Here is a 13,338-nt window from a genome sequence, read left to right on the forward strand (position 1 = left end):
CTGTAGGGCGTACCATTAAGAAACAATGACTTACGCAATTCTTAAACCAGCCTGATTTCCTCCTTGTGTCGTATTTGTGTCGCCAACTCCCAATAGCGCGTCAATCTTCCGTGCATGTTCGGTTAGGTGATTGGGTGCCAGATGAGCGTACCGGCGAACCATTTCAATGGATTCCCAACCACCCATTTCCTGCAATGCCGAAAGCGGTACGCCGGACTGGATTAACCAACTAGCCCAAGTGTGCCGCAAATCGTGAAAGCGGAAATCTGTTATACCCGCACGCTTAAGGCTGCTACGCCATGCACTATTGTCATCCTTTCGCATTTTCCTGATTGCTGCTGTTTTGGTGCCGTCAGATCTCGTTGATGCTTTGGTGTGGACAAATACCCATCGTGAATGCTTCCCTATCTGCCCCCGCAGAACTTTGCAGGCTGTATCATTCAAGGCCACGCCAATGGCCTTGCCTGCTTTTGCATTCTCAGGATTTATCCACGCCACCTTTCTTTGCATGTCTACCTGATTCCACTCCAGATCAATGATGTTAGATCGGCGAAGTCCTGTAACCAGAGCAAAGGTGACTATTGGTCTGATACTTTCAGAACAGCACTCAATCAACCGATTTGCTTCCTCCCTGGATAGCCAGCGAATACGCTTACTCACTGGCTTCTTTGTTTTAATCACTGGGGCGTTTTTTATCCACCCCCACTCGTTAGCTGCTGCCCGGAGTAGTGACCTCATAAAAGAGAGGTAGTGACTCTTTGTACCAGCGGACAATGCCTTTTCCTTAAAATCTGGTATTGTTTTCCCATCTCTAATAGCCGCATCCTTGCGGATTAACCATTTCCTTTTGTGGTTTCGGTCGGTCATCTTGCTGACTATTCGAGCCACTTCCTCGCCTGTAATCGTTCCAATATCTCGACCAGAAAACTTGGTAACGAAAAACTCCATTTTTACTTTGTCGTCATCCAGACTGCGCTTATGCTCTTTCTCATCCAGCCAGCGCAAGCAAGCCTCTTCAAATGATCTAACGGGTAAATCACCTAACTCATCAACCCGCCACGCCTCAGATTTCAGCCTGTCATGGAGTTCTTGTGCTTGCTTCTTGTCCGTTGTGCCAAGCGATCGCCTAACTCTTTTTCCTGCCGGGGTAAAGAAATGACAGTGCCATACTCCCCCCCTAAGGGTGATTGACATGATGGGCCTCCAGTTATGGCATCACCCATGCTCGCTGGGCGATTCTGAGATGGATTACGAAGATAATCAATACATGCAGATCTAAGGACGAGATACTTACCTGATGTTCCGAAAGTCTGTCTCCCGACAAGGTCGCCACGCTTTATCATGCTGCTTACTGTTCTGGGGGATACTTTTAAGAACGCCGCCGCTTCGGTGAGCGTTAATGGCTCATCGTTGATATTTAATTCTGACATTGGATGCCTCGGCTATTTACCTTCGCGAACTCTATGAACCTCACAGTTAAGCCGCAACCACGCCGGTGGATGCTTAGGCCAATAAGGAGCGATTTTCACTGCGTGTTTGTCGAGTAGCTGTCGAAAGGTGAATTTGTTGGTGGGGGATTCGAATTCGTTCAGTAGTTCTCTTGCTGTGCTACGGAGAAGGTTTTTCTGAATGCTGCAGGAATCAGCGTCAGGTTGTTTACTGGGCATTCATTCCCCCAATGATCCCAGCCTGGCGCATCGCCCCGGCTGAATAGTTCTACTCTGGACACATCGCCATAGAGCAACTCAAGCCTGCGACGCACCTCCCACGGTTTCTGGCTGTGCTCACCAAGACAACTGAAGACGACCTGTTTTATTGATGCACTGGCTCGTTCCAGTCCTTGTCCCCGCACAGCGATCAGCACATCTTCTGAATTAGCCCGCGTATAGTTGCCGCCATTCATTCGGGTTTCGGCATTCAGCATGTCCAACAATTCGGTGAAATCGAAGATGGTTTGTTGCTCTAGCGCTTTATTGATCCGTAGCTCGGCCTGCTGATTCAGTTTTACCCACGTGAAGGCCTTCATCGTCCTGACGCTAAAACCCCACGCTTCTGCCAGCGCTATCGCTTCCTGGCTGTGATTGCCGGTGTACCACATTGCAAGAACGCTATCAGGTGCCGAGATTGCCCATACCGGCAGGCGTTTTAAATCGGCCATGGTCATCGTGCTGTAGTGATTACCTGCTGCGCCATTGCTGATTGTGTTGCCGTAGCTCCAGGGCGGATCTGCATAGATAAGTTGATAGGCCATCGTTATCTGCCCCAGTTGCGCGATGCCGCGTTAACGCAAAAATCGATGCGGATTTGTACCCACACCACATCGACGGCGCGAGCTACCTCGTAAGCTTTAAGCCAAATACTGGCCGCGTCGGAATATTGGGCACGGCGTTCCGCCTCAGCAGCCTGGTGCGCTAAGTTTTTATATCCAAATTTCATGATGATGCTCCGGTATTAGTAGGCGCGCTGGTGGGTTACTGGTGCGAGTAACTTGTTGAATTGCTGGACGAGAAGAATGTGACGGACAACTTCTGGCGGCTCGCTTCGTAGATAGCTATCAGTGATTTTCTGGAAGCTTTCTTTTGGCCTGGCCCTGGCATAGGTTTGGTACTGAGGATCTACGGCTAAAACCTTCAAGGCGCGGATATTAGATCTGATATAGACGATTTCAGCAGTGACGTACTTGGACTGGGTTATTGAGCAGCGCAACGCCGATATTCTGGATGGCGTGATGTTTTCGTTAGGGAAGGCTTTTCTGAGCAAGGTTATGTGCTCATCCCGGATGTAAAAACCACCGTCAGCAATCAGGTACTGCAGGAGTTCATAATTGGTCATGCTCCGATCCTTATCTGTGTGTTGTACCGTTCATGACTCATAACTACCCATGAATGGCCGTTGTCTTTTGAAAGCAAACGCCAGCAGCGGGCCACTGGCAGTGTTAAGTGGTTATGCTGGTATGTTCGTGCGGGTGTCTTTTTGCCAGCCTTATAGGCGCATAGAACCCCCTCAGCTTTGATGCTGATTCGTTGTGGAATTCGAGGTTTCATTTTGTCCGGTGGGGAAGCGTTATTTGGTAGTTGGTGCCCAGCAGATTTTTTTGATGTCTGGGCGGCGAACGCGCTCAACAGCCTTTTCTTTTTCCAGCCTGATTAGCCGTCTGCGTATGGCTATGCCGGTCATACCTTTGTAACCAGCACAGCGGAGAAGGTTTGCAACTGAATCAGGGGTGGATCCGGTAGCGCTGAGCCGTTCGAGGATCTCGTTATCGTCTGGCATTAAGATCAATGTGTAGTTTCCTAGTTTTTGGCAATAAAAAACCGCCATGAGGCGGTTATGGAGTGAACTAGGTGACGCTCAAGCTAGGCGAACCCTCACCATGGTTGGTTGGCATACGTTTTCGTAAATCGGCCCAGATACAGAATCAATGATGTAATCGATCTTTGTTCCATCGCGAATAAGAGTTATTGTTTGCCCTGCACGCGGTTCGAAACCTAACTCATGTTCTTCTTCAATACCGGTTTCACTAAAAATAATCTTCATTATACCGACCTTCCTCTGTTGGATAAAAGCTGGGCACGGCAATTGCTTAGAAATGCTACGATAGTGAGTTAATCGCCCACTGAAGCATTAGCGTAAGTATTTAGGCTGTTGATCCTCTACCTACACCGGTATGTTTATGTGCCATTTGTATACTACTGGAACTACGTGAACCTTCTAACGTTCTTCTGACGAGCTGTCGCCTAACTTGTATGGCACAGCCAAATCCTATGTAAGGGTAAAGTCATCATCGAATGCAGTGTAGCCATGTTCTGCTCTCTTCATCTCGAAAATGAACAATATCCCGTCGTAGAGTGAAGTTGGTCGATCATACTCCAGAATGAATACATCGTGATAGGTTCGCCCGAGCCAGTAGCCGCCGCCGTACTCTTTTAGGCGCTGGAAGAACACCCAGCCGCCCTCTACGAAATGGGGGAGGGTTTCGCCGCGATAGACGACTTGATAGCCGAGTTCTTTTGAAGCCATAACTCACACCGCAAATACTGTTTATCTGTACAGTATAATTGAGAGCGCTGGCTAGTCAATCAAACAGCTCTCCACCACATCCGGCATGATAACGCCGCGTAGCTCGCCTGTGCTTGCGTCTTTGTGATGCGGGAGACAAACAGGGCAATAGTCTGTTGAATCCCAGAACCCGGAGCGCCCCATTTTGAAGTGAATTACCCCCTTACGTGTGGCACAGGCCTGGCAGATTTCAACGTCTCACTTCAGACGCTGCTGGATATCGATGCATAAGCGGGGTTCTTTGCCTGTCGTATCCGTCACCCCCATATACCCCAACTCACCGTCACAGAGCAGATCAGCCCGTGCGCCGCAAAATATGCAACCCCGTACTTTAGTCATTTCCTACTCGGCCCCTTAGCTCTTCTCTTCACCGACCGGAACTCCGCAGCACCGTAGACAAAACTTAACGTTCCAAACAGCAATGTTATCTTGCCGGCCGTGGCAGTCCCCATCGGGATCCATCTCACAACGTAGCGGAACAGCATGTTCCTACGACTTATTTCAAGATCAACTAGTTCTCGGCAGCAGCTTTGAGGCTGCGCCCCAGCAATTGGCAGGGCCAGTCATCCACACCGAAGGCAGCAATGCGCACATACCCACAAGACTCATAAAACCGTACCAGTGCCCCGGATCCACCACCGTAGCAGTCTACTCGCAGGCTCAGTACCCCTGCGGCCCGGGCGCGACTATCTGCAAAAGCGAGCAAACGCCGCCCTATCCCACGCGCTCGGGCATCGCGCGAGGCGGCTAGCACACGCACATAGATTTCCGGCTCCGTTGCAGGAGACACGTAGGGCTGTGCCTCTCCCAAGACCAAGATGCCTAACAGGTGACCACGCTCGTCCTCCGCCACCCAGGCCTCTGGTAAGGCACAGACGTCTTCCAATATTTGAATCCGCTGCGGCGATGCGGACCATGGCTCGCTTCCCCATTGACCTTCATTGCCCATCTGCACAAACCAGGCCATTACTTCATCGAAGATCTCCAGTACTGTCGGTGCATCATGCACCGTGGCCCTACGAATTACCGGCTGTTCAATATCCACCATGTCCTTCACTCCTTCGTCCACACTATCGGATGACACCGAACCAGCATGCTCTAAATGTACATAACATCACCTGAAATACTCTTTACTGCATGCCTACAGTGCTGCCCGGAAAGGTTAGCCCTTCCAACGCGGCCTAGATTGTGATCTCAGCCAACATCTCGTCGATGTCTTCGTCCATTCCGATTTCAATGAAGCCGAAGCTTGCGTAAAAATCCCTCGCGACGGCATTTTTTGGATCATAAAGAATCAATATCCTCTTAAGGCCGACCGCTTTTATCTCTTCAAGCGCGATCTCTAGCGCCCTGCGGCCGATGCCCTTATTTTGGTATTGCCGATCAACCATGAACCGCCATATCGATTGTGCGCCGTCAGGCTCAGGTACCCACATGAAGAAACCGACAGGCTTACCCTCTAGGCAGATTGCACGTGTTTCGTAGCTCGGATTGAAACTCGCCTGAACGAGGGACCACGTATTCTCCGCAACATATTCCTCCTGATCTTTGGCCACTTCTAGCTCACATACTTCCTCATAATTGTCTCTAGTAACTTTTGACAAAGTAATATTCATAGCACTCCTTTGTATTAATTCTGTGGTTAATTTTATAATCAGTTGTAAGTTCACACGGCTATCAGGTCAGACGGTAAGGTCTTCAGGTAGTCTTTGGATCAAGTATTGCGAAATGCTTGCCATTCATCCTTAGTAATTCGACTGATGTGTTCAGTTCGATAATCGTTCAAGAATTTATTGAACTTATTTTTTTCCGTGCGATGGTGTTTAAAGCCGCATTTGATCTGAGCCTTGAATGATTGTTCATTGCCTGCAAAATAACCACACCACAACGTATCAACATTCAGACTCTCAAATGCGTGGCGCATTAATTCTTTGACAGCCTCGGGAACTAGACCTTGCCCCCAGAAAGGCACGCCTATCCAATAAGCAATCTCCGCTTCATTGTCGGCGATATCAAAATTGCTATGTTTTCCGAAAAGCAGTCCAACCAACCCTATCGCGATGTTGTCTGTCCGCATAGCCACAGCATAGACCTCGGGATGCGAGAAGACGTTCTCGATTATTTCCAGGCTATTCTCAATGCTTGTATGCGCCGGCCAACCTGCCATGGAGCCGACTCGTTCGTCTCTCGCATACTGATACAGGCTTGGAGCGTCACTGGCCTTCCAGGGCCGTAGAATAAGGCGTTCGGTACTTAACATGTTTATCCCCTCGTTAGTCTACATCGAAGCCACAGAGTAAGCGCACACAGGCGGCTTGACAATGTAAGAACCTGAGTGAAAAATGTAATTATGAAAACAAAACTCAATTTTTTGGCGATAAAGCGACTATTTTATGGTGCAAATGGAAACTGAACTTCACACCCTTCGTGGCGATACAGGGGATTTTGTTATGGGTTGCGGTCGGCTCGACGGGCTTGTGGGCTCCCCCCTGCCGCTGGCCTATGTTGTACTACTGATCTGCCAGCAAGGCTGCGCGGATGTGGATGTAAATCTTCAGTCATATCCAATCGGGAAGAATGATTTCTTGGTTTTGTCGGAAGATTCTATTGCAGTCATAAATAGTAAATCAGACGATTTTTTGTGCTCTTACTATTTAATGAATCGATCAATAGCCGCTGAAGTTGCGTATGAACTTCCTAATAGTTTATTTTTATACTTGAATAGATTCCCACATTTCAAATCTGATAGGCATTTCATGGATTTTATGAATGCGTGGGAGGGATTGCTATCTATAATTGCAAGGAAAGAATTACAATATACTCGAAAAATTATTGTGAATCATTTTCAGAATTTTTTCTTATGGATCTCTCAGAGCACTATGCATATGAGTGCGAGCACTAAAAATGATTACAGCAGGCAAGAGTCAATATGCTGGGAGTTTTGGGAGCTGATCTCTGTTCACTGTAAGCAGCAGCGAGAAGTGGCGTTTTATGCTGACCTGTTACATATCACGCCATATTACTTATCGCAATTGACCAGGAGGTTTTTTAATGACTCGCCTAAAACTCTGATTGATAGGCAGATGGTTTTGGAAATTAAAAAAAAACTGTCTCAGTCGAATGAATCAATCCAGAAAATTGCATATGATTTTGAATTTTCGGACGCATCCTATTTAGGAAGGTACTTTAAACGCATAACCGGCGTTGGGCTAACTGAATATAGGAAGTTTAGATCTTAGAGGCCAGCGTCTCTATTGAAGCAATGAAGCAGCAGGTAAATCCGACAGACGTAAACATGAGTGAGGATTACGTCTGGCGAACAAACCTCAAAATGGGACAGGGAAAACACCGCGCGTTACGCTCAATGGATAGTAGCCAGTACAAAAAACAGGCCTAACTTAGGACGTTTTATCGTGCTGTCTTTTGCCATCTGCTTAAATGAGTTAGCCATCGGTTATTCAACCTCTCCGTGAATTGTGCTTTCGCTGTGGTGCTGCAGGCGGCTAGTTGAAGGGTGGGTAATGGCATATGTCAGAACATACGCCGAACCGTCTTTAAATCCTGTCCAACGTGCGCAGGCGCTGACTATCTGGCCCTGAACATCCTTACCCCGGTGATCTGAGTAATTCACGATGGTGCCAATGTGGTAACGCGGTTCGCACAGGCTCGGCGGGAGAGGTTTCTTTTCCATGATTAACTCCAAACAGCGCCAGCAGTGAGCAGGCACAGGGTAAAAATAAGCAGATAGAAGAGGTGCTTGCCGTGGTGGCGTTTAGGGGAAAAATCGCCACCGGTGAGGTCGTACTTATGCTGTATGCGAGCGTTGAGCGTTACCATGCTGGCCTCCGCTGCATTGTGTGCAGGCGGCGCTGCAGGGTTTTAATGTTGTTGCGGGTGACATAGAAGCTGGAGCAAGTGTCGGCGCAGACGAGGATTCTCACGGTCTTATATCTGCCATCTTCGTAGCGTTGAATGCTTACGCCTTTCTTCTCTACGTCGCGTGTCTTACCGCAGTGCTCACAGCATTGTGTGGTGGTTTGCATAACATGTCCTCTCAATGAAATTTACATGGGTAAAGGCACTGCCTGAGTTGATGCGCGCGCTCGGTTTCCCTACGTTTCCAGCACTCTGGAGCGGTGGGCAGCGCCTTTATTGATGTAAAAAAGAGCCCCGGCTAGCGGGGCAAAGGATGACAAGGGAGGTGTTACTGAGCAGGCTTGTGATTACTCACGCACCTGGTGGCGCACCGAACCGGGGATTTATACTGTGTGGGTTAAAATTAGAACCGGAATGATGCGCCACCAGATAAGTGAGACGCCGGTATTACCCGGCGATGAGAATGCCAATTACCGACCAGAACGCGACGCAGAGGACAACCACGCCAGTCCAGACGATTTGATTAAAGGTCATGAGCCCCGTAGGGCGCGGTGGGTATTAGTTGAGTAGGTGACGGTTAGTACCGATGAACTCGACCATTTCGCGGAGCTTCTTCTCGGTAGTAATCAGCGCTGGTAACTCTGCCTTAAGGTCATCTGGCAGGTAAACGTTACCCCTCCATTGCAGGCCTGCGCCGGTCAGCGTGTAGCTGAACAGCCATTCCATATCGTTGTTGGACTCCCAAACGCAGAGGCAATGCTCGCTATCCAGTTTTTCAACGGTCAGCGTTAACCCGCGTTTCTGTGACCCTACCCCAAAATCCTGCTCCATTCAGAAACAGAATTCCGGCATGATAAACACTCCCCTGAGTGGAGGTTGTGCCGATGAAAAAGTCACGATTCACCGAAGAACAGATTGTCTTTGCCCTGAAACAGGCCGAGCTGGGTACATCGGTGCCTGAAGTCTGCCGTAAACTGGGTATCTCTGATGCCACCTTTTACACGTGGCGTAAAAAATACGGCGGGATTTCCCCTTCAGAGCTGAAGCACATGCGGCAGCTCGAAGAAGAAAATCTCAGGCTGAAGAGGCTGGTTGCTGATCTGAGCCTCGACAAGGCGATGCTGCAGGATGTGCTCGCAAAAAAGAACTGACGCTGCCACGCCTGCGCGAATGGGTCAGGGATTTACAGGCCCGATACGGTGCCAGCGAAAGACAAATCTGTTTTGCGCTACGGCTCAGCCGCAGCTCGTTTAGATATCGTTCTGTTGCTGCCGATGACAGCGCACTGCGCCTGCGTATTCGTGAGATCACCGAAACGCGAATTCACTACGGATATCGCCGGGTACACGTGATGCTACGGCGTGAGGGCTGGCGCGACAATCACAAACGGATCTACCGCCTCTACTGTGAGCAAGGGCTCTCGCTACGCCTCAAACGACCACGTCGCAATAAATCTGCCCAGCGGCGGCAGCCGCAGCCTCAGGGCTTATATCCAAACCACGTCTGGGGCATGGATTTTGTTTCTGATGCGTTGTTTGACGGGCGACGACTGCGCCTGTTGACGGTTATCGACCTTTACACCCGCGAATGCCTGGGGATCTGTGTGGGACAGAATCTGCGTTCGACAGAAGTGGCAGAGATGCTGAACAGCATAGCGCTCAGGCGTCCTTTACCGCAGTTGCTGAAAACCGATAATGGTTCTGAATTTGCAGGGAAAATGCTGGACAAGTGGGTGTATGAAAGAGGGATCAGGATCGACTTCTCACGCCCGGGAACACCGACCGACAACGCTACGGTGGAGTCCTTTAATGGCAGATTGCGGCAGGAATGTTTGAACGAGAACTGGTTCATGTCTGTGGAGGATGCACGGTGCAAAATCGAGGGCTGGCGCATAAACTATAACCAGAGCCGTCCCCATTCTGCCCTGGGCTGGATGACACCTTCTGAATTTGCCGAGAAATCTGCCGGTTGCCAGAATATGCAGCCAGAATGAGGCCGGTTATTCCTGATTATGAATGGATCACATACGGGGAGCGGGTCATATGAAGACATTACTAACATCGCGGTGTATTAATCAACGGGGAGCAGGTCACGCATATCACACTCAAGCGACCTGAGCTGACTGAGAGAATGAATGGTATAATTGCCAAGTATTATCCGGGCATGCTAGCCCAGCGATAATCGGCTGTATTTCCTAACAAATTTATCTGTTGGTATAAATGTTGGTACAAATTTTATCGAACACAATTTTATCTATATAAAACATGTCAGTAATCGATGTATTCGAATCCTGTAGGGTCCAAAAATCGCATCTATCAGCCTCGCATGCTCAGTTAAAATGCGCGTTACGCTGAACCATTTCAAGGCTTTCCCAGCCGCCCATTTCCTGAAGGGCTGATAAAGGTACCCCTGCCTGAACTAACTAGCTTGCCCATGTATGGCGAAGGTCATGAAATCGAAAATCAGTTATTCCAGTCCGCTGCTTACCTGTATTCCATGCTGAGTTATCGTCAACGCGCATTTGCTGGTGCCATACCTCCGTCAGGACGTTTGCGTGCTGTAATATGTACAAAAACATACCCCTAGTAGCGACCAATCTGATCCCGCACGTTTGTAAGCAGTATCATTAGGAGCTGTACCAATGGTTTTCATCGACTCGTTTACGTCTGGGGCGGAACCCTATTGTCATGGCATTATGATCTTGTTTTTGTATCAGAGAGGGCACAACTCATCTAAATGGTAGGAAGACTAGGGTTTGTTTAACTTAAAAATGCAAGTTAACAATGAATTATCAAACATAGTTTATTAACTAATCCTAGTGAGGCTCAACATGAATAATATCTTTTCTGGTTTTGACGCTAAAATCTTGGCCGAGGCATTTGGTGTAAGCCGCGAAACAGCAGTGAAACTCCAACTGGAAAGCACCAAGCAAGGTAATTTGCTGACAGTTGTGCAGGCGTTGGTTCTTCAGAATCTGATTGGGCTGTAAGCAACCCAGAGTCAGGGGGCTGCGTGCAAATGAAGGAAGAATGCATAAAATTTCCCAAAACATAATTCAAGGCCGCATAAGCGGCCTTTTTCATTTCTATCACCCTGCATCGGGGCAGAGTCCCGGGAGGGGAAGTTATGGAAATGCCAAATGGTTACCATAGCTGGGATGACATCAGTGACATTCTCGCAGCTTTCTCACCGGCGGGAACTTGCTTGGTAACAAAACGCCGAGCAGGGAAATATGCTTGTGCAGCAGTCAGGACCGATCACCATCTTGCACACGGAAGACACCCGAAATTGCGCAATCATGGCAAAACATCAGCAGAGAGAGCAGCCATTACATCAGGAGAGTGAAATCTATCAGCGGAAATCAGGATGCGATCAAAAACAATAAATGCGCTGCTGAGCGCAACCCTGATGAATGAGTGGAACGGATATAAACGTCGCCAGCGCCAATCGTCTTTCTGCTCCTTGAATTACTATTCAGCCTTACGAACAATCAGCGTTGCAAGGTGATATCAGGGTAATATCGGCAGTTATACGTTGGAATTGAAACCAGCTTTATCAATCTCACAAACCCAGTATCCAGTCTGATCCAATGGTGTGAGAATCGCACACATTGAAAAGAGCGTTCCATTAAATTGCAATATGATTTCTCTGCACTTGCCAATATGAATTATACGAATATGAATAATTAGCTTCTGTAAGGAGGGGGTCGTGGGATGCATTGTTTGTGAACTAAAGAGCTCAAATAACTATGAAGTGAAAACAGAAGAGGATTATAGGTTAGCTCTATCTCTTGCATCGGCAGGGTTGATCACTCTTTCATTTGGTGGGGAAGGTGCTTCGTGTTTAAAAATAAAAAATAAGTTCATCCCTGTATACATTTGTTCGGCGACTTATAAGTTAAAGATGATTTTGGGAAAAGACTTGATTTAGCGTTTAAATTTAGCATAAACAATTACTTGCATTTGGACGACGTTCTGCGATTAGCCTGATGGTATTGCAGGGGCATTCAGTGCGTGTCATCGACAATGCTGACGTATAATCCTCCTCAATAGTAGGATCCTATGTCATACAATCTCGGAAATTAACCAAAAGAAGAATATAGACAAGGTGAACCTGGATCTTACGGCGCCAGGTTTAGCGAACAAAGAGCGTATTAACCAGCCAGTGATAGCTATTAGGTGGAGAGAGCAGCCTAGAGATCTGCATGAATACTTTCTTGAGCGTGTGGCACATTGGACTACTTAGAGGTGAGTATAAGGCTATCAATAGGATCCGAGCCGATTTATCAGAAAATGGCAGAAGCCAACCATAATAAATAACAGAACCCGCTACGGCGGGTTTTTAAATGGGAGCAATTCATGGAAAAAAAGAAAAGGATGAAAGCCATGAAATGGCCATATCCGCCACTGCAGTTTATTTAAGGCCATCAGCTTACTCCATATATCGGCCAGATTCCTACGAACAAGGTGCGTGATTGGGGGCAACGATAATTCTTCAGCGATAGTTGAGCCGTTGTTCAGTGGTGGTTAGTGGTCGGTTACGAACGGAACGGCGTAATACGTTGCTGTATTTTTCACCGGAGCTTTATGTACAAATAACCATATATGATGATTGCCAACCTGTCGCCGCAGAATTGCGCGATAGGTGTCGTTGAGAGCGACAACTATCGCGCGGCCAGATTTGCTACCCTCTGAGCACCAGCCTTGGCAGCATGAACCTTGCTGCAAGTGTCAGCCCCCCTAGACTTCTCGCACGAGCGCTAGCCAATACGACCCACAGAAAATGAATCTATAATGGCCGCCCTGAGCGGCTCATGATGTGTTAGTGCATTCAGACGCTTGCCTGCGGTTTGCCGGAGAATACTGACTAAGGGTTGTTTCTATTATCCAGACTAAACCCGCCAGCCCCTAAGAGAAACAGGGCGATAAAACCACCGGACATCGTGATGTTTTTCATCAGCATCAACTGACTTTGTAGGTCGGGACCACTGTGAAAAATCAGTCCTGAGATGATACAGAATCCGAAGAACAGAATGGCGACAATCCTCGTCTGAAAGCCCAGTAAAAGAGCCACACCGCCGCCTAGCTCGGTTAATATCACCAAAGGCAATAATATTGCTGGTACGCCCATCGACGCCATATACTCAGCTGTCGCGTTATAAGCCGAAATTTTACCTATTCCAGCAATAATGAATACAGATGAGAGAAGTACTCTCATTAAAATTGACACTAAGCCGAAGAATAATTTGTTGTCGATGATATTGTCAATTTTGCCTTTTATAGACATTAACGCTTCCTCAAAATATTAAATAATATACACATTAAAAATCAACGACCGGTTTGTAATTACACACCGGGCCGCGTATTCAATGGCTCGCTGATGGTGGTGGCTAAACCCTGGGCT

General features: G+C 48.0%; 18 protein-coding genes and 2 pseudogenes. 4 read left to right on the forward strand and 16 right to left on the reverse strand.

Annotated elements, in window-relative coordinates:
- Positions 1–30: 30 nt before the first annotated feature.
- The 10 genes from M2407_RS00535 to M2407_RS00575 form a co-directional block, all read right to left on the reverse strand.
- Complete coding sequence (locus M2407_RS00535; RefSeq protein WP_409049646.1) at positions 31–1,188, reverse strand: tyrosine-type recombinase/integrase; 1,158 nt, start codon at positions 1,186–1,188, stop codon at positions 31–33.
- Positions 1,071–1,430 carry a helix-turn-helix domain-containing protein gene (locus M2407_RS26290; RefSeq protein WP_390901173.1) on the reverse strand — a complete coding sequence of 120 codons (360 nt, stop codon included), beginning with the start codon at positions 1,428–1,430 and terminating at the stop codon, positions 1,071–1,073. Before M2407_RS26290 ends, M2407_RS00535 begins: the two co-directional genes overlap by 118 nt.
- A 158-nt stretch (positions 1,431–1,588) precedes the next feature.
- Positions 1,589–2,251, reverse strand: coding sequence for an MT-A70 family methyltransferase (locus M2407_RS00540; protein WP_259216526.1), 663 nt, complete (start codon positions 2,249–2,251; stop codon positions 1,589–1,591).
- 2 nt (positions 2,252–2,253) lie between these two features.
- On the reverse strand, positions 2,254–2,436 hold the full coding sequence (locus M2407_RS00545; protein WP_259216527.1) for an ANR family transcriptional regulator: 183 nt from the start codon (positions 2,434–2,436) through the stop codon (positions 2,254–2,256).
- 15 nt (positions 2,437–2,451) lie between these two features.
- A complete protein-coding gene (locus tag M2407_RS00550; RefSeq protein ID WP_115059798.1) occupies positions 2,452–2,832 on the reverse strand; it encodes a hypothetical protein in 381 nt (126 codons plus the stop codon).
- A gap of 519 nt (positions 2,833–3,351) precedes the next feature.
- Positions 3,352–3,537, reverse strand: a complete 186-nt coding sequence (locus tag M2407_RS00555) for a hypothetical protein (protein WP_259216530.1) — start codon at positions 3,535–3,537, stop codon at positions 3,352–3,354.
- Between the two features lie 225 nt (positions 3,538–3,762).
- Positions 3,763–4,020: a hypothetical protein gene (locus M2407_RS00560; protein ID WP_115059012.1), complete on the reverse strand. Its 258-nt coding sequence runs from the start codon at positions 4,018–4,020 to the stop codon at positions 3,763–3,765.
- Between the two features lie 550 nt (positions 4,021–4,570).
- Positions 4,571–5,107, reverse strand: coding sequence for a GNAT family N-acetyltransferase (locus M2407_RS00565; protein ID WP_115059010.1), 537 nt, complete (start codon positions 5,105–5,107; stop codon positions 4,571–4,573).
- A gap of 133 nt (positions 5,108–5,240) precedes the next feature.
- On the reverse strand, positions 5,241–5,675 hold the full coding sequence (locus tag M2407_RS00570; RefSeq protein WP_259216531.1) for an N-acetyltransferase: 435 nt from the start codon (positions 5,673–5,675) through the stop codon (positions 5,241–5,243).
- A gap of 98 nt (positions 5,676–5,773) precedes the next feature.
- Positions 5,774–6,319 (reverse strand): GNAT family N-acetyltransferase, encoded by a 546-nt coding sequence (locus M2407_RS00575; RefSeq protein ID WP_115059008.1) that lies wholly within the window; start codon positions 6,317–6,319, stop codon positions 5,774–5,776.
- Between the two features lie 142 nt (positions 6,320–6,461).
- Here M2407_RS00575 and M2407_RS00580 point away from each other — a divergent pair, with 142 nt between their 5' ends.
- The gene (locus M2407_RS00580) at positions 6,462–7,298 is read left to right on the forward strand and encodes an AraC family transcriptional regulator (protein ID WP_259216532.1); all 837 of its coding nucleotides are present in this window, start codon (positions 6,462–6,464) and stop codon (positions 7,296–7,298) included.
- Positions 7,299–7,513: 215 nt separating this feature from the next.
- On the opposite strand, the gene M2407_RS00585 is transcribed toward M2407_RS00580, so the two are convergent.
- The 3 genes from M2407_RS00585 to M2407_RS00595 all read right to left on the reverse strand — a co-directional run bounded on the left by M2407_RS00585 (position 7,514) and on the right by M2407_RS00595 (position 8,766).
- On the reverse strand, positions 7,514–7,750 hold the full coding sequence (locus tag M2407_RS00585) for a hypothetical protein (RefSeq protein ID WP_259216533.1): 237 nt from the start codon (positions 7,748–7,750) through the stop codon (positions 7,514–7,516).
- 2 nt (positions 7,751–7,752) lie between these two features.
- Positions 7,753–7,896: a hypothetical protein gene (locus M2407_RS00590; RefSeq protein WP_165801832.1), complete on the reverse strand. Its 144-nt coding sequence runs from the start codon at positions 7,894–7,896 to the stop codon at positions 7,753–7,755.
- Positions 7,897–8,493: 597 nt separating this feature from the next.
- Positions 8,494–8,766 carry a hypothetical protein gene (locus M2407_RS00595; protein ID WP_259216534.1) on the reverse strand — a complete coding sequence of 91 codons (273 nt, stop codon included), beginning with the start codon at positions 8,764–8,766 and terminating at the stop codon, positions 8,494–8,496.
- 53 nt (positions 8,767–8,819) lie between these two features.
- On the opposite strand from M2407_RS00595, the gene M2407_RS00600 reads away from it, so the two are divergent.
- Positions 8,820–9,928 (forward strand): IS3 family transposase gene (locus tag M2407_RS00600; protein ID WP_409049644.1). Its coding sequence is split into 2 segments (ribosomal slippage): positions 8,820–9,081 and positions 9,081–9,928, totalling 1,110 coding nucleotides; the frame shifts between segments, so codons are not numbered across the junction.
- Between the two features lie 260 nt (positions 9,929–10,188).
- On the opposite strand, the pseudogene M2407_RS00605 reads toward M2407_RS00600, so the two are convergent.
- Positions 10,189–10,605, reverse strand: a pseudogene (locus M2407_RS00605) (tyrosine-type recombinase/integrase); the annotation flags it as partial.
- Between the two features lie 160 nt (positions 10,606–10,765).
- Here M2407_RS00605 and M2407_RS00610 point away from each other — a divergent pair.
- Both M2407_RS00610 and M2407_RS26235 read left to right on the forward strand, forming a co-directional pair.
- On the forward strand, positions 10,766–10,924 hold the full coding sequence (locus tag M2407_RS00610; protein ID WP_259216536.1) for a hypothetical protein: 159 nt from the start codon (positions 10,766–10,768) through the stop codon (positions 10,922–10,924).
- Positions 10,925–12,033: 1,109 nt separating this feature from the next.
- Positions 12,034–12,180 (forward strand): DNA polymerase III subunit theta, encoded by a 147-nt coding sequence (locus M2407_RS26235; RefSeq protein WP_169534190.1) that lies wholly within the window; start codon positions 12,034–12,036, stop codon positions 12,178–12,180.
- A 338-nt stretch (positions 12,181–12,518) separates the two neighbouring features.
- Here the strand turns inward: M2407_RS26235 and M2407_RS26295 are convergent.
- Both M2407_RS26295 and M2407_RS00620 read right to left on the reverse strand, forming a co-directional pair.
- A pseudogene (locus M2407_RS26295) lies at positions 12,519–12,626 on the reverse strand (hypothetical protein); the annotation flags it as partial.
- A gap of 175 nt (positions 12,627–12,801) precedes the next feature.
- Entirely contained in the window at positions 12,802–13,221 is a 420-nt protein-coding gene (locus M2407_RS00620) for a DoxX family protein (protein WP_142815757.1), read from the reverse strand.
- Positions 13,222–13,338: the final 117 nt, after the last annotated feature.

Origin of the sequence: Serratia sp. BIGb0234, from assembly GCF_024809915.1 — a bacterium.
Lineage (GTDB): Bacteria > Pseudomonadota > Gammaproteobacteria > Enterobacterales > Enterobacteriaceae > Serratia > Serratia liquefaciens.